This is a genomic window from Psychrobacter sp. 1Y11 (assembly GCF_052259045.1).
Classification (GTDB): Bacteria; Pseudomonadota; Gammaproteobacteria; order Pseudomonadales; family Moraxellaceae; genus Psychrobacter.
In genome coordinates this window covers 81,205-97,503 of sequence record NZ_JBQQER010000009.1, presented here as the reverse complement: position 1 = coordinate 97,503, position 16,299 = coordinate 81,205, and the positions used below count along the sequence as shown (strand labels likewise).

The 16,299-nt window shown below is 45.2% G+C and carries 13 protein-coding genes and 2 riboswitches; of the genes, 7 read left to right on the top strand and 6 right to left on the bottom strand.

Annotated features, from left to right (window positions below):
- The first annotated feature begins 99 nt into the window (after positions 1–99).
- From ACTXGJ_RS09490 to ACTXGJ_RS09480, 3 genes are read left to right on the top strand one after another with little or no spacing between them, the layout of a single operon-like run.
- Positions 100–1,368 (top strand): glycosyltransferase family 4 protein, encoded by a 1,269-nt coding sequence (locus ACTXGJ_RS09490; RefSeq protein WP_443565767.1) that lies wholly within the window; start codon positions 100–102, stop codon positions 1,366–1,368.
- Positions 1,369–1,418: 50 nt separating this feature from the next.
- A complete protein-coding gene (locus tag ACTXGJ_RS09485; RefSeq protein WP_443565766.1) occupies positions 1,419–2,663 on the top strand; it encodes a hypothetical protein in 1,245 nt (414 codons plus the stop codon).
- Positions 2,660–3,709 (top strand): glycosyltransferase family 2 protein, encoded by a 1,050-nt coding sequence (locus tag ACTXGJ_RS09480; protein ID WP_443565764.1) that lies wholly within the window; start codon positions 2,660–2,662, stop codon positions 3,707–3,709. Before ACTXGJ_RS09485 ends, ACTXGJ_RS09480 begins: the two co-directional genes overlap by 4 nt.
- Positions 3,710–3,868: 159 nt before the next feature.
- Here the strand turns inward: ACTXGJ_RS09480 and ACTXGJ_RS09475 are convergent, their stop codons facing one another.
- The 5 genes from ACTXGJ_RS09475 to ACTXGJ_RS09455 all read right to left on the bottom strand — a co-directional run bounded on the left by ACTXGJ_RS09475 (position 3,869) and on the right by ACTXGJ_RS09455 (position 8,960).
- Positions 3,869–5,179, bottom strand: a complete 1,311-nt coding sequence (locus tag ACTXGJ_RS09475) for a lytic murein transglycosylase (RefSeq protein WP_443565762.1) — start codon at positions 5,177–5,179, stop codon at positions 3,869–3,871.
- 223 nt (positions 5,180–5,402) lie between these two features.
- Entirely contained in the window at positions 5,403–6,644 is a 1,242-nt protein-coding gene (locus tag ACTXGJ_RS09470; protein WP_443565761.1) for a vWA domain-containing protein, read from the bottom strand.
- Between the two features lie 81 nt (positions 6,645–6,725).
- The gene (locus tag ACTXGJ_RS09465) at positions 6,726–7,583 is read right to left on the bottom strand and encodes an AAA family ATPase (protein ID WP_439243526.1); all 858 of its coding nucleotides are present in this window, start codon (positions 7,581–7,583) and stop codon (positions 6,726–6,728) included.
- Between the two features lie 252 nt (positions 7,584–7,835).
- Entirely contained in the window at positions 7,836–8,534 is a 699-nt protein-coding gene (locus tag ACTXGJ_RS09460) for a hypothetical protein (RefSeq protein WP_443565760.1), read from the bottom strand.
- A gap of 105 nt (positions 8,535–8,639) precedes the next feature.
- Entirely contained in the window at positions 8,640–8,960 is a 321-nt protein-coding gene (locus ACTXGJ_RS09455) for a YcgL domain-containing protein (RefSeq protein WP_443565758.1), read from the bottom strand.
- A gap of 270 nt (positions 8,961–9,230) precedes the next feature.
- Positions 9,231–9,352, top strand: a riboswitch (glycine riboswitch).
- A gap of 63 nt (positions 9,353–9,415) precedes the next feature.
- A riboswitch (glycine riboswitch) is annotated at positions 9,416–9,559 on the top strand.
- 183 nt (positions 9,560–9,742) lie between these two features.
- Here ACTXGJ_RS09455 and gcvT point away from each other — a divergent pair.
- From gcvT to gcvP, 4 genes are all read left to right on the top strand, one after another.
- Complete coding sequence (gene gcvT, locus ACTXGJ_RS09450; RefSeq protein WP_443565757.1) at positions 9,743–10,903, top strand: glycine cleavage system aminomethyltransferase GcvT; 1,161 nt, start codon at positions 9,743–9,745, stop codon at positions 10,901–10,903.
- A gap of 120 nt (positions 10,904–11,023) precedes the next feature.
- Entirely contained in the window at positions 11,024–11,404 is a 381-nt protein-coding gene (gene gcvH / locus ACTXGJ_RS09445; RefSeq protein WP_201557195.1) for a glycine cleavage system protein GcvH, read from the top strand.
- 286 nt (positions 11,405–11,690) lie between these two features.
- A complete protein-coding gene (locus ACTXGJ_RS09440; RefSeq protein ID WP_443565756.1) occupies positions 11,691–12,458 on the top strand; it encodes a nitroreductase family protein in 768 nt (255 codons plus the stop codon).
- 140 nt (positions 12,459–12,598) lie between these two features.
- Complete coding sequence (gene gcvP / locus ACTXGJ_RS09435) at positions 12,599–15,499, top strand: aminomethyl-transferring glycine dehydrogenase (protein ID WP_443565754.1); 2,901 nt, start codon at positions 12,599–12,601, stop codon at positions 15,497–15,499.
- Between the two features lie 161 nt (positions 15,500–15,660).
- On the opposite strand, the gene orn is transcribed toward gcvP, so the two are convergent.
- The gene (gene orn / locus ACTXGJ_RS09430; RefSeq protein WP_025647130.1) at positions 15,661–16,248 is read right to left on the bottom strand and encodes an oligoribonuclease; all 588 of its coding nucleotides are present in this window, start codon (positions 16,246–16,248) and stop codon (positions 15,661–15,663) included.
- Between the last annotated feature and the right edge of the window lie 51 nt (positions 16,249–16,299).

Here is a 16,299-nt window from a genome sequence, read left to right as displayed (position 1 = left end):
AACTTTATAACTTTATAACTTTATAACCTTTTAACTTTATAACCTTTTAACTTTATAACTTTATAACTTTATAACTACTTGCACTTAATGGAACGCTTTATGTCACTAACAAATCCACAGCCTTCAATAGAAAAAACCTGCGCAGACAGTAGCGAAGCGCCTCTAAAGATCGCTATTATTGCTCATTCGCTGTATCCGATTGCGCAGCCTTATGCAGGCGGACTTGAGATGATTACTCAGTTGCTATGTGATGAGCTAGTGGCGCGCGGTCATCAGGTTTTGCTCTATGCCCATGAGGACAGTCAAACGCAAGCAACCCTAGTGCCTCTAATGACTCGCAAACAATTTGATGCTCTAGTTTATGATAATGAGCATGATTCTGTTGGTATGAGCCGTGAGGATATGTATCAGTATTTAGTTTATCAGCAAGCGCTCGGCGATATCATCGCCAGAGATAATCGTGGTGAGATTGATATCGTCCATAACCATAGTCTTTATCATGTGCCGATGCTAACGGGACAGGTATTTGGCAAGCGCTGTTTTACTACTTTTCATACGCCTATTTTTCCGCATATTCGCTTGGCGCTGCTAACCTTGCAACAAGGAACCACTACTCAATTTACCGCAATCAGCGCTCATCAGCAGCAGCTATTTACTGAGTTTGTACCGTCCCATGTGGTCTATAACGGTATCGATGTCGACTCTTTTAGCGCCAATATTGAGCCGGTTAATGAGGAGGTTTATTTTTGGTATGGGCGTATTTGTCCCGAAAAAGGCACGCATCTAGCTATGCAATATTGTCAGGCAGCAGGTAAGCGTTTAATTATCGCAGGCCCTGAGAGTAATCAACAATACTTTGATAATGAGGTCGCGCCACTACTAGCTGCTGATGCCAATAAAGCGGATGACGAAAGGCTATTTACTTACGTCGGTCACTTAAGCAAAGAGCAAATCAACGACTATCTCTGCCAAGCAACCGCTATGCTATTTACGAGCACTTGGGATGAGCCTTACGGTTTGACCTTAGCGGAAAGCTTAGCGTGTGGAACGCCAGTAATAGGCTTCGACGTAGGCGCTGGCGCTGAGATTATCACTGAGAAGACAGGCATCATTGTCCCTAAGTGTGATGAGCAAGCCTTTGTAGCAGCTTTTGATGGTATCAAAACGATCTCAAGAAAAGCTTGTCGCGCACGTGCTGAGCAGTTTTGTTCGGTAGCGGCAATGGTCGACGGTTATGTTGATTTATATAGGCAGGCTTTATTGTCAGAAACGCCAACAGCGGCTGCTATATCCAAGGTTAGTGACTTCAATTTTGACGCTCAGCCTCTACAAAGTAATGGTCATAACAGTAAGCAAAAGGCCATTTAGTCTTAACTTTTACTCTAAACCTTTTATAACTTGTTTTCGGAAATCCGGTTATGCGCATTGGCTATTATGCTCACCATCATGGCTCAGGTCATTGCCGGCAAGCAGATAAATTGGCGGCTCTCTTACCTGCAAGCTCACGCAAAAACTTTATCGTCTTTACTAGCTTAGCGCTTGATGCCTACACATTTAATACTGTAGCTAAAAGTCAAATTGTTCGTCTTAACCCAGAGGGTGAACGAGAGGACGATGTTCTGCTAGGCCGTGCAGGCCAACATTGGCAGCCTGCCAGTTTGCACTACTCGCCGGTGGGTAATAGCGATATTCAAACTCGTAGCTGGCAAATTTTAAATGCTATTCAAGAGCATGATATTGATTTAATGATTATCGACGTCAGTGTCGAAGTCGCTATGCTGTGTCGCGCCGCTAGCGTGCCCTATCTCTACGTCAGGCTTGCTGGTATTCGCGATGATACACCGCATCTTAACGCTTTTGCAGGAGCACTTGGCTTGCTTGCGCCCTACCCTAAAACTTTAGAAGCCGCTGAAACTGACGACTGGCTTAAACAGAAAACCTTATACTTAGATTTTTTGCCTGATAAGAATTCTAAGTCTATCTCCTATAATGAATTTATAGCTTCGTTCGCTAATTTGACAGATGATAATGAACGAAATAAAGTGAGTTCTAAATTAACTCGACAACTTAATATTAGTGAAAACAGCAAACAAAAACCAAAAATTATCACAGTGATTAAAGGTTATGGCGGCCACGAGGCGATTGATGCTAAGTTACCTGAGTTACGTGCTATGCAACCTAAAGCCTTAATTATATCGCTCGGACCAATCGCTGACGATAAACGCGCTTATGTCGATATCGCCACCCAAGTAGTCGACGTTTCGCCTTTTCTCATGCACAGCGATCTGTTGATAATGGCTTGTGGCTTAAATGGTATCGCGCAAGCTTATCATCACGAGACGCCATTGGTGGTATTGCCAGATGAAAGGCCGCATCGTGAGCAAGAAGTGATGGCTGCAGCTTTGATTGCACAAGGGCGAGCATTGAGTTGGCAGCAATTTGTTGAGCAATCTAACAGCACTCAAAATACTGACAGTTTACTCACCTTATCTGCTAAATCGGACATTTATCAAACTCGTAACAACCTAAATATAAAAACAGCGGCCCAAGCTTTAATGGATAGCTTTATTGACTATACGGCTACCAAATCCTGGTTTGAGAAGTGGTTGTTACCGCAACTAAATCTGACACCTGAGCGTATAAATAATAAGAATAAACTATGAATCCTACAACCGAAACCCAGTACAAAACTATCGATATCAGTGTGATCACTACTTGCTATGGTCGTAATCGCCATCTTTACAATCTTCTGAGTAGTTTAGCCCATAGTAGCGTGCGCCCAAGCGAGGTCATTATCGTCAATGATGACGCTGACCCTAAACGCTTAGCTCAGTATCCGCTCAATATCGTGCAAATTCCGACTTCTAAAAGCCAGTTAGTAGCAAGTATTGAAAATAATGAGGTCAGTAATAAGGTTGATAATGAAGTCAGTAATAAAGGCAGTAAAACAGGCTTTGATATTGGCCGTAACCGCAATCTTGGCGCAGCAAAAGCCAGTCATGAGCAGCTGATATTTTTGGATGTCGACTGTATCGTATCGACAACTTTTATCGAGTACTTAAGCGCAAAGCTAACGGCGCATCCCGACGCCTTGCTCATGGGTCAACCGCTATATCTAACGAGGCCACTCACTGACGAGGAGTCTCTACAATCACAACAAGGTAATCTCGGTAATACTCCATTAAACGCTCTAGCGGTGACGAATCCTTATCGTCATAATCTTGTTAATCAAGCTGTCGAACAAACGAATGAAATCGAATCACAGTTAGTCGATCAAACTCAAAGCGCTTATGAGTGTACGCAAGATTACGGCGCGTTTTGGAGTTTATGCTTTGCCATTACCCAAAGCCAGTTTCAACATATAGGCGGTTTTGATACTCATTATATCGGTTATGGCGCAGAAGACACGGACTTTGCTTTTATGGCGCGCGCGCTAAATATTGAGTTTTATCTCACCAGCGATGTGGTTTTTCATCAGCAGCATAGCGCCTATCGTCCGCCGCTCAATCATCTCTCAAGCATCGTTATCAATGCCAATCGCTTTTATGATAAGTGGCAGCACTGGCCCATGTGCGGCTGGCTTGAGAGCTTTACGGATATGCAGCTTATCGACTGGCAGCCTGAGCAGCAAAACTCGATTACTATCATTCGTCAGCCAACAGATAGTGAAATCGAGGCTGCGTGTTACCCTGATGCGCCTTATGTTTAAGTTTACTATTTAAATAGTATCAGTTTAACCTTGTAATGCAAAAAGCATCCTCATTAGGATGCTTTGTAGGTCTTAACCGTTTTTAAAGAGTCATTTTTAGTCTTTAAGCTTTAATCTATGCCAATAGTCACTTTTAAAAAAAGGCATGATCAGATCCGCTCACCAACCTGTCAGTGACACGGCACTACGCTGAGTGATAAAACCGTCCGGCGTTTGTCCATTAGCGGCCTGCCAGCTCTGAAAAGCCTTGCGCGTATTGGTACCGATAATGCCATCAGCGCCTTTGGTATCGTAGCCAGAGCTAGTCAAACGCCGCTGCAGATTGGTGACTTGCGAAGTAGATAACGGACGCTCGTAACGCGGCCATGACTTGCGTAAGCCACTTTGGTTCATTATGGCTTTGCCGAGCAAACTCACTCCCAAGGCATAGTTGGAGGAGTTGTTATAGACTTTGATCACATCGAAGTTTGGACTCAGTAATAAGATAGGACCATCTTTACCCGCTGGTAACCACAGCTCCATTTCGGTATTGGCATCTAGATTGACATCTTCTATGGTATCAAGACCCATTGACGCCCATCTTGCCGCTGTTTGCTTAGTGCCGACTAAAGAGTAATCGAATGAGGCCGGAAGCGTTGCTTCATAAAACGGCGCCAAACCGCGTACCCATCCGGAAGCATTTAGATAGTTCGCCGTAGAGGCTAAGGCATCCTTAGTGGACCAAGGGTTACGATGACCATTATAATCGCCATCGACGCCGAAATCTAACCAAGTCTTAGGGATGAATTGGGTCTCGCCCATACCGCCTGCCCATGAACCATCAAGCTGCGACCAAGAAATATCACCGCGCTCTAACAAGTCCGACAAGGCTAATAGCTGTTCTTCAGCAAACGGTTGGCGGCGTCCATCATAAGCGAGGCTCGCCAGCGAGCTTGGAATATAGCTGTTACCTGTGACTGCGCCAAAAGAGGACTCCATACCCCAAATGGCCGCGATGATCTCCGCATTGACGCCATAACGCGACTCGAGGCTGGATAAATAAGTGCGCTGTTCGTTAAATTTGCGCTGACCAGTACTGACCCTACCATCTGATACCGCAGAATCGGCGTAGTCCCATGGCATTTTTGAAAATTCAGCTTGGCTAGAGTCCAGTGAGATAACTTGTTGGTTTAGATTAGCTGACGCTAATAAACGCTGAATATTAGCAGGGTTTTTGCCTGCAGAGATCGCGCGCATAGTGAAATCTGACTTCCAGTCTGAGAAACTAGTATAGCTTGGTTTTGGCGCCGGCGTCACTACCTGTGGTCTGACGACTGGCTTGGGCTTAACGATGATGGTCTGTGTTTGGGTGACTTGCACATTACCTTGACGTACAGGCTTAGCAGGTTGAGGCGCTGTCTTTTGGGTACTACAGCCTACAATCATAAGCGCAGGTAGTAAGATAGCGATGTGATGTTTCTTAAATGTCATGAGCGTCTCGAGTATTAATAACAGGTGAAATAAAGCAAATATAGAACAAGGTAGAACGAAGGCAGCAGTAGGACAGTCCATTGCCAGCTAAAAATCACTTTAGCAATAAATAATAATAAAGTCGATAATATCAGTAAATATTCTAAATTATAAAAAAGGTCGCTATCTTTGGATAACGACCTTAATATCATTACGTTTATAGACAGAGTTTTGCTATAAGAAGCTACCTTGTCAAATAAGCGGTCATATCCTCCACCCCATGCAAAGTCATCGGATACATATGATTATCAAACAGCTTTTGAATCTCAGTAATGGTTTGCGTATAGGACCAAAACGCCGCCTCTTCAGGATTGAGCCAAGCGACCTTATCGAAGTGCGCGAGCATACGCTTCAGCCATACTACTCCAGCTTCATTATTCATATACTCAACGCTACCGCCGACTGAAAACAGCTCATAGGGGGACATTGAGGCATCACCAACGAAAATAACACGGTACTCGCGCCCGTATTTATTAAGCAGCTCATAAGTTGGCATAGGGTTACTATGTCGGCGGTTATTATCTTCCCAAACGTAGTCGTAGAGACAGTTATGAAAGTAGAAAAACTCTAAGGTTTTAAATTCATTCTTCGCCGCTGAAAACAGCTTTTCTAAGGCTTCGACATGGATATCCATACTGCCACCGACATCGAATAGCATCAGTACTTTGACACGGTTACGACGCTCAGGCTGCATGTGAATATCGAGCACGCCCTTCTTAGCGGTGCGCTTAATGGTCTCATGGATATCGAGCTCATCCTCGCTACCGGTACGCGCAAACTGACGCAGATTACGCAAAGCCATCTGGATTTGCCGCGTGCCTAGCTGCTTATCATCATCGAGATTACGATATTTGCGCTGCTCCCAGACTTTGACCGCGCTGCCCTTACGTGACTCACCGCCGACGCGTACGCCTTCCGGATGGTCGCCATAAGCGCCAAAGGGTGAGCTACCACCAGTGCCGACCCATTTACTGCCGCCTTGATGGCGCTCTTTTTGCTCTTTAAGGCGCTCTTCAAGCGCTTTCATCAGCTCCTCTAGCGAGCCGTACTTCTTTAGTAGACGGCGTTGCTCATCGGTTAAGTTTTTGGGGTCCAGTTTTAGATCGAGCCACTCTTTAGGGATATCGGTCAGCTTGTTCATCAGCTCGTCGATATTCAAGCTATCCACGCCTTCGAAGTAATCCGCCATCGCCCGATCAAACTTATCGAAGTGACGCTCGTCTTTGACCATGCACAGTCTGATCAGCCGATACATATCTTCGCGACTGGCAAAAGTCTGCAGCTCAGAATATTCTGAATCTGCTGAACTCTCAGGATGCGGCTGCATCATCAGCCCTTTATCGAGCGCGGCATTGAGATCGAGCAGCTCACGGGTCGTAACCGGCACGCCGTAAGTCCGCAGCGTATAGAAGAGTTTTATAAACATGATTACCTCTCACTTATTGACTGGCATAGCTAGCAAAATGGCTCATACGAGTACATCGTAAACACACTACTAAGCTCGTTATTAGCGGCGCATCATATTAGCAAAGCGCTGCAATAAGTTAACATCGGCTTCATTCTTCAATAGCGCCCCATATAATGGCGGAATAGACTTCTCACCGCGCAAGTTTTCTTCTAGCTCTTCTTGCGCCATGTCGTCAGCTAGTAATAAGGTCAGCCAATCGACCAGCTCTGAAGTCGAAGGCGGCTTTTTAAGCCCTTGTAGATTGCGCAGTTTATAAAAGATGTCGAGCGCATCATTGACCAGTTTTTCTTGAATGTCAGGGAAATGCACCTCAATAATTTGGCGCATAGTTTGCTCTTCTGGGAAGTCGATGTAGTGAAAGAAGCAGCGACGCAAAAAGGCATCGGGCAACTCTTTTTCGTTGTTCGAAGTGATGATGACCACCGGACGCTGCTCAGCTGAGATGGTCTCACCCGTCTCATAGACATAAAAAGACATCTTATCTAGCTCATGCAGCAAATCATTGGGAAATTCGATGTCAGCTTTATCCACTTCATCAATGAGGAGCACACTGCGCTGCTCACTAGTAAACGCCTCCCACAGCTTACCGGGCTTGATGTAGTTGCCGATATCATAGACTTTGTCATCGCCGAGTTGCGAGTCGCGCAAACGCGATACGGCATCATACTCATACAAGCCTTGCTCGGCTTTGGTCGTCGACTTGATATGCCAAGTAATTAAAGGCATACCTAAGCTTTCGGCCACTTCTTCAGCGAGTAAAGTCTTACCTGTACCCGGCTCGCCTTTTATAAGCAGTGGCTTTTGTAGAGTCATCGCCGCATTAACGGCTAGCTGTAGATCGTCGGTGGCGATATAAGTATTGGTACCGGTAAAGCTTTTTTTACTATCATTTGTCATAAAAATAGTCTCAATTATGGTGATAAGTACTAGGGTTGATTCGAAGTATTAAACAGGTCAAGCGATGTAATTTATTGCTTAAGATTAGCACAGCCACTGTTAATGCCAAAATACTCATGCGTTTGTCATTTTTAGTCGATAGGTGTATTTATGCCTAAAGCTTAGTCGAGCTTGCTAAACAGTCGCTAAGCTAAACCAAAAAAAGACACTGCTTTGTGTCTTTTACTGCTCCGCTAAAGTCAACTGACAAAACTATTGACCATCACCATCATTGTTTTTATCTACTCTCGTTGCCGCTTCATCACTCGGTTCTTTGCTGTAAAACCCTTTTACAGGCTTTTTTGTGAGGGTATCAGTCGTCGTATCGGCAGCTTTTACGTGTTGAGCCGCTAGGCTATCTGACAGAGCGTTCTGTGCGGTCTGTGCTGCTGGTACCGGCTCGCTAGGCGTTTTTTCTAAATAGTTGCCTGATGCCAATTGCATATTGGCTTCAGTATCTTCAGCACTGTTACGGCGCGCCTTATCGAGACTCGACTCAAAAGCGCCGCGAATCAACTGCCAGACAAAACCGATAAACAAACCGACCACTAAAACCACCAAAATAGGCAGCGCACTGCTAACGGCTGACGTGGTATCTTTCATCATCAGCGCGTAAACCACACCGATGCTAGCAGGCGCGATCTCGCCTTGTTCGCCAAGCGCGGTGCCTGGCGCTAACAACACTGCAAAGATAACCATCCAACTCATACCGCCGAGCGGTTTTGGCATAATGCGCGCGACCAAAATCCATAACAGCAAAACGATGACCGTACCGCCTAGATAAGCGTACATAGGTAAGTCGGCAGGTGGTACGTTTTTGACCATCTGGCTCCACCAAATCACAATCTCACCGAGAATCTCGCTGAGCTGCTCTAGTGGCAAGAAATTTAAAATACCTTTCAACCAATCCATGCTTATTCAATCACCTGCGTTTAGTGATGTCGGTGTCAAACGACGTCTAAGTTAAAACTATGTTAAAAAACTATTTTATCACGACTTGTGAATGTACAACACGTTCTAATCATACTTCTTATCTTGAGCTTCTCTTGCTCGCATCTCAGCTTGCCTGCGCATCACATCTTGTGGCGGCATTTGTACAAAATAACCTTGTGATTGCAGCTTAGCCAATACTTCCTCTTTATCGACTCTCGCCAACTTCTGAGTAGTACTAATGTCTAAATGCATCACAAACTTGCTCGTACCTAGCCCTGATCGGAAGTCTTTGGGTAACACACTGAGCCAGTCCTTAATCTCATCGGTATCATCAGGGTAATCAGGGCGTGCTATATAAACGTACATATCTGGATGTTTGGGAAATTTATAAATGTCACAATGCATAACGACTACCTATCTAAAATATTTATCAAAGTTATGGCAGTAGCCTAGCATAATTTGACTAATTATCAGTAGTGGCTTTACGTTTTATTGCGGTAGAGGTAACAGTTGATCAGCTATTTAAAGTACCGCTAAACCTAAAACAACAGCTGTAAAAGTCCGAATAACCTCTTAACTCACAGGAAAAAAGACGGTTATAAAAATTAATTTTGTTTAAACGCTTAATTGAACGGTTAGATGCCTTGTAAAACAGCGGGGAACCTTTCATAATAAAAGGGTTTTTCAGGAGAGAGTTTTGTCATTGAGACAATAGCTTGTAGCTATGGCCAACGACAAGACCACCGAAGGCGCATCCACCCTGCCAATCGCTCAGGTAAAAGGACTGAAAAACTCATGCCTAATATCGTAGCTTGATAATAGCTCGAACCGCTAATCTATTATCATGACTCACAACCGGGCATAACAAATCTGGAGAGCGGTGAAGACCTATAAAGCTTCACCCACCGAAGGGGAGAAAATACGCTATTACGGCCCTATCACTACAATAGGTGATGCCGCAATAGCGTATTGAAAATCTCAGGTCACAGGACAGATAGGGCTTATATGCAATTGACACTACCAGTGTTTTTGCGTAGCTTTATTTTGTGCCACCCTTTATTGTAATGTTTGCACCTTACACTCTTGCTTCCCACTATTGTTTAAATGCTTATTCTATACTGTAGATAATTAGCTCGTTATTTAATTATTTATTTACAGTATAGATGGCCTAAACACAAGGATTTGTTATGACCGACACTACTACTCAAGCCCCTCAGCGCACCCCTCTTTATCAATCACACGTTAATAGCGACGGAAAAATAGTCGATTTTTCGGGTTGGGAATTACCTATTCATTATGGCTCACAAATCGAGGAGCACGAAGCGGTGCGTACCGATGCCGGGATGTTTGACGTCTCGCATATGGTGGTAGTTGATATCACCGGCCCAGACAGCAAAGCTTGGCTGCAAAAGCTACTAGCCAACGATGTCGATAAGTTAAAAACCGTTGGCAAAGCCCTGTACTCGCCGATGCTAAATGAGCAAGGCGGTATTATTGATGATTTAATCGTCTATCTAATAAATGCAGACGAAACTGAGTATCGTATCGTCTCCAACGCCGCTACTCGTGACAAAGATATGGTACAGTTCCATACAGTTGCAGAAGGTTTTGACGTTACTTTAACTGAGCGCCCAGAGCTTGCCATGATCGCGGTGCAAGGTCCTAAAGCGGTTGAGAAATTAGCACAAGCCAAGCCAAGTTGGTCAGAGACATTGTCAGGTCTGAAGCCTTTCGTTGGTGCGGATTTGACTGATATCGAAGGCCAAGATTGGTTCGTTGCGCGCACAGGCTACACCGGTGAAGATGGCGTTGAAGTCATCATGCACGGTGATGACGCGCCGGCCTTTTTTGAATTATTAAAAGATAATGGCATCAAGCCTGCTGGCCTTGGCGCTCGCGATACGCTGCGTATGGAAGCGGGTATGAACCTTTATGGTCATGATATGAACGACGAGGTTAGCCCTTACGAGTGCAACATGGGCTGGACGCTGGCGCTAAAAGATGAGCGTGAGTTTGTCGGCCGCGAAGCTTTAGTCAGTAAGCGTAAGCAGGCAAAAGACAACCATACAGCGATGAAGCAAGTCGGCCTTCTCATGACCAGCCGCGGTGTGCTCCGTGAAGGTATGGAAGTGACTATCAATCAAGGCACTGACAATGAGCAAACTGGCGTAATCACTAGTGGTACATTCTCCCCTAGCCTCAAAAACTCTATCGCCATCGCCCGCGTACCTGCAAGCCTCTCAGAGGAAGATACGGTACAGATCGACTTGCGCGGTAAAGGTAAATTCGTCGATGTACGCGTGCTAAAGCTACCTTTTGTGCGTAACGGTCAGCAGCAATTCGACTAATACTGTTTGTTTTGCTAGTCCTATCACTGATAATATTACAGTCAGCTTTGGCTATCAGCTTTAACTGATTATAAAGTTTGAATTGATTATAAACCACCCTCTACCCCTTAGGAGAGAACTATGAGTAATGTCCCAGCAGAACTGAAGTATATCGCAAGCCATGAGTGGCTTCGTTTAGAAGATGACGGCACTATCACTGTCGGTATCACTGACCATGCGCAAGACTTGCTAGGCGATGTGGTATTCGTTGAGCTACCTGACGTTGGCGATACCATCGCCGTTGATGATGAAATCTCAGTTGTTGAGTCTGTCAAAGCCGCCTCTGATGTTTATGCCCCTATCTCAGGCGAAGTCGTTGCTATCAATGAAGCGTTAGAAGATGATCCTGAAATCATTAACTCAGACCCGTATGGCGAAGGTTGGTTCTTTAGAATGAAGCCTGATAATATGGACGATTATGAAGCCCTATTGAGTGCTGAAGAGTATGAGAACGAGCTGTAAGTTTTAAGCTCTAATTACTGATGCTAGAAGGTTTTACAGATATTGATATCAGTAGCTACTGGTATCAATATTTGCCCTTATTTTTAAACCTTTTTAAAACGTTTAAGCGTGAGCTGCTAAATACCTTACTATTAGAAAATTAGGCTATAGCAGCATTATCTAAAAATTATGCTTTATCAAGTTTTATTATAAGTGCAGCTTAGCGATTTTGCCTATTTCCTATCTTATCTATGCATGCCGACTTATGCATTTTGCCCACTCTAACGACACTAGCACGGACTTTGACATGAGCACTGATAATACAAGCGCCAACAATAAAGACACCTTAGCCATGCCGGATCACACCCCTCAACTCCAAGCTTTTACCCAAGTAGTAGAGTCGCGTCGCTCAGTACGCCGCTTTACCGATACGCCAATTACTGATGAGGTTATGGCCGACTGCTTGCGTTTGGCGATGCTAGCGCCGAACTCGAGTAACTTGCAGCCGTGGGAGTTTTATGTCATTGACAGCCCAGACAAGCGCAAACGCGCCGTTAAGAATTGCATGAATCAAAACGCGGCTAAAACTTCCGCGCGCTTGATCGCCGTCGTGGCACGTACCGATATTTGGCACGATCATGCTCAGCAAATCCTCGATGAATATCCAGATAAGCCGGTACCGAAAAAGGTTAGAGACTACTATACCAAAGTGGTCGCTTTAGACTTCTTGCGCGGCCCTGTCAATGTCATCTCTGCTGCCAAATGGAGCGCGACCAAAGTCTTTAGACAAGTCAAAGGCCCTATCAAGACGCCTTATTATACGTTTGACGATGTTAAAAACTGGGCGACCAACAACACCGCCCTCGCCGCTGAAAATCTCATGCTAGCTCTCAGAGCACACGGGTTTGATAGCTGTCCGATGGGCGGTTTCGATGAACCGGCGATGAAGCGACTACTTAAGCTGACCGATGATCATCATATCGTCATGATGATTGGAGCGGGTGAGCGCGCTGACAACGGCATCTACAGCTCACAATTTCGCTTTGAGCAAGAGCAATTCGTGCATTACGTCTAATATAAGAGCGAAATCGCCTTATGAACCATAGCGGTATTGCTCTTCTCAACTCATATTTGCCACCAAACTACTAATCATAAGTCACTTAATAAATGACTTTATCTCTCTACCCCTTACTCTAAACACTAATAAGGACTGTCATGACTACTTCTCAAAAACCAACGTTCGATACCTTTAAAGGTCTATTTAATGAGTCTGAATTCGTCTATCGCCACTTAGGCTCTAATGAAATCAAGCAAGCTGATCTCTTAAGCGCCATTGGCTATCAAGACATGGCAAGCTTTATCGATGATACGGTGCCAGAGCCAGTACGTTTGCATAAAGATCTTAATCTGCCTCTAGCAATGAGCGAGCATGCCGCTTTAGCCAAACTGCGCAAAATGGCAGATAACGTTACTGTAAATAAAAGCTATATTGGGCAGGGCTACTCGCCTGTACGTATGCCAGCAGTCATTCAGCGTAACGTGCTCGAAAACCCAGGTTGGTACACTGCTTACACTCCGTATCAAGCCGAAATCGCCCAAGGCCGTCTAGAAGCTTTACTAAACTTCCAGCAAGTCTGTATTGACCTGACCGGTCTTGAGATGGCAGGAGCTTCACTGCTTGATGAAGCGACGGCGGCGGCTGAAGCGATGGCGATGTCTAAGCGTATGAGTAAAAGCAAGTCAACGCAGTTCTTCGTTGACGAGCGTATCTATCCGCAAACGCTGGACGTTATCCAAACTCGCGCCAAGTACTTTGGTTGGGAAGTGGTCGTTGGTGACTTTGAGCTAGCCAAATCAGGCGATTATTTCGGTGCGATCTTTCAGTATGTCGGTAAAGAAGGTGATGTTCAGGACCTAACCGACGTCATCAGCACGGTTAAAGAAAAAAAGACTTATGCCAGTGTCGTCAGCGATATCATGAGCCTCGTGCTGCTAAAGTCGCCTGCCGATATGGGCGCAGATGTCGCTTTAGGTAGCACGCAGCGTTTCGGTATTCCGATGGGCTATGGTGGCCCACACGCCGCTTACTTTGCTTTTTCTGACAAAGCCAAACGCTCAGCGCCTGGCCGTATCATTGGTGTCTCAAAAGATGCGCAAGGCAATACCGCGCTACGTATGGCACTACAGACTCGTGAGCAGCATATCCGCCGCGAAAAAGCCAACTCCAACATCTGTACCTCACAAGTTCTACTCGCCAACCTCGCTGGCATGTACGCTGTTTATCATGGCCCAAGCGGTGTCAAACGTATTGCAACGCGTATTCATGCTTTTGCTACGGCATTCGCGCAGGTTATCAATCAAGCTAAGGGCGAAAATAAGCTTAGCGTCGTACACGATCAGTTCTTTGATACCGTGGTCGTCGATTGTGGCTCGGAAAAGCTAGCGACCCAAATTTTTGAGAACGCCGATAATGTCGGTTATAACTTATGGCGTTTTGATGATACTAAGATCGGCGTTGCATTCAGTGAAACCAGTGACGAAGAAGATTTTAAAGTATTGACTCAATTATTTGTCAGTACCTCTCATGAGCTACCAGAAGCCGCTAGCGTATCATTAGACAAGACGCATCTACGTAACGATGATATTTTGAGTCATCCGGTCTTTAATTCGCATCACACTGAGCATGAAATGCTACGCTATCTAAAATCTTTAGAAGATAGAGATTTGGCGATGAACCGTAGTATGATTGCGCTGGGTAGCTGTACGATGAAGCTAAACGCCACAAGTGAGATGCTACCGATTACTTGGCCTGAATTTGCCAATGTGCATCCTTTTGCACCCCTAGATCAAGTCTCAGGCTATATCGAGATGATCGATAGTTTGCAAGAGCAGCTCAAAGCCATCACCGGCTTCGATGATATCTCTATGCAGCCCAATTCTGGTGCCTCTGGTGAATATGCTGGTCTGTTAGCCATTCGCCGCTACCATGAGTCTTTAGGCGAGACCAATCGTGATATCTGCCTCATTCCTATGTCAGCGCATGGGACCAACCCAGCGACCGCTATCATGATGGGTATGCAAGTCGTCGTGATCAAAACCGATGACAATGGCAACGTCGATATCGATGACTTAACGGCGAAATGTGAAGAGCACAGCGCCAATCTAGGCGCGTTAATGATTACCTACCCATCGACCCATGGCGTCTTTGAAGAAGGTATCCGTGACATCTGCGACCTCATTCATAACCATGGTGGTCAAGTCTATATGGATGGCGCCAACATGAACGCTCAGGTCGCTATCATGCAGCCTGCTGATGTCGGCGCAGATGTGCTACACATGAATCTGCATAAGACTTTTTGTATTCCGCATGGCGGCGGTGGCCCTGGTATGGGCCCTATCGGTATGCAGGCGCATTTGGCTCCGTTTAAAGCCAACCATGCCGTTGTCCCAGTACATAACGCGCCAAACGAATGTTCTGCGGTATCCGCAGCGCCTTATGGTTCAGCTAGCATCCTACCGATTTCATGGATGTATATTACGATGATGGGCCGCGATGGCTTGCTTGAGGCGACCAATCTTGCTCTGCTCAATGCCAACTATGTCGCTGACCAGCTCAAGTCCGACTATCCCGTTTTATATGCGGGTAAAAACGGCCGAGTGGCGCATGAATGTATCATTGATATCCGTCCGCTAAAAGAAGACACGGGCATCACTGAAAGCGATATCGCTAAGCGCTTGATGGATTATGGTTTCCACGCGCCAACGATGAGCTTCCCTGTCGCCGGAACCTTGATGATTGAGCCGACTGAATCTGAGTCCAAAGAGGAGCTAGATCGCTTTATCAGTGCGCTCAAATCTATCAAAGCGGAGATTATGAAAGCCAAAGCAGGTGAGGATAGCTGGACATTAGAGAACAACCCAGTGGTTAACGCTCCGCATACCGCTTCTGTCATCACTAATGAAGAGTGGTCATATCCGTATAGCCGTGATACTGCTGCTTTCCCGCTACCTTACGTGCGCGCGCACAAATTCTGGCCAAGCGTCGGCCGTATCGATGATGTTTATGGCGATAAGAATCTCATGTGCTCATGCCCTAGTATCGAAAACTATATGTAATTTTTGATATGATAGACGGCATCGAAAACTATATGTAGTTCTTAATACTTAGAATAAAATAAACCTCCAAGTCAGCTACTGACTTGGAGGTTTTTCTTGTTATCGTTATTTTTGCTAGCGTTACTATAAAATAAAAATAAATTCTTTATGTGCAGCCTGAGCTACTCCATCAACTTAAAAAAGTGCTGACGATAGTGCTTCAGCTCACGGATAGAGTCGCGAATATCATCTAGCGCTAAATGACTACCGCCCTTTTCAAAATTCTTTAGAATGTCAGGACGCCAGCGAAAGCACAGCTCTTTGACCGACGACACATCTAAGTTGCGATAATGAAAAAATCGCTCAAGCTCCGGCATCTGTCTGGCCAAAAAACGTCTATCTTGGCAGATAGAATTACCACACATCGGCGACTTACCACTATCGACCCACTTATTAAGAAACTTGATAGTTTCCGCTTCGGCTTCTGCTAAAGTCACTTTACTACGGCGTACTCGATCCACTAGGCCTGATTGGCCATGCTGCTTGGTATTCCACTCATCCATTTGATTGAGTCTTTGATCAGATATTTTGATCGCAAATACCGGCCCCTCAGCCAACACATTCAGATCCTCATCAGTGACCACGGTAGCAATCTCGATAATCTCGTCATTGAGCGTATCTAGTCCAGTCATCTCAAGGTCTATCCAAACCAGCCCTTTTTTGCCTTGATTCTTAATTTTTATCTTGTTGGGATGGTCATCGCTACTCATAAGGCGTCCTATTATTAAGGTTTAAAATATCTCATGATTTCTTTAGCTATA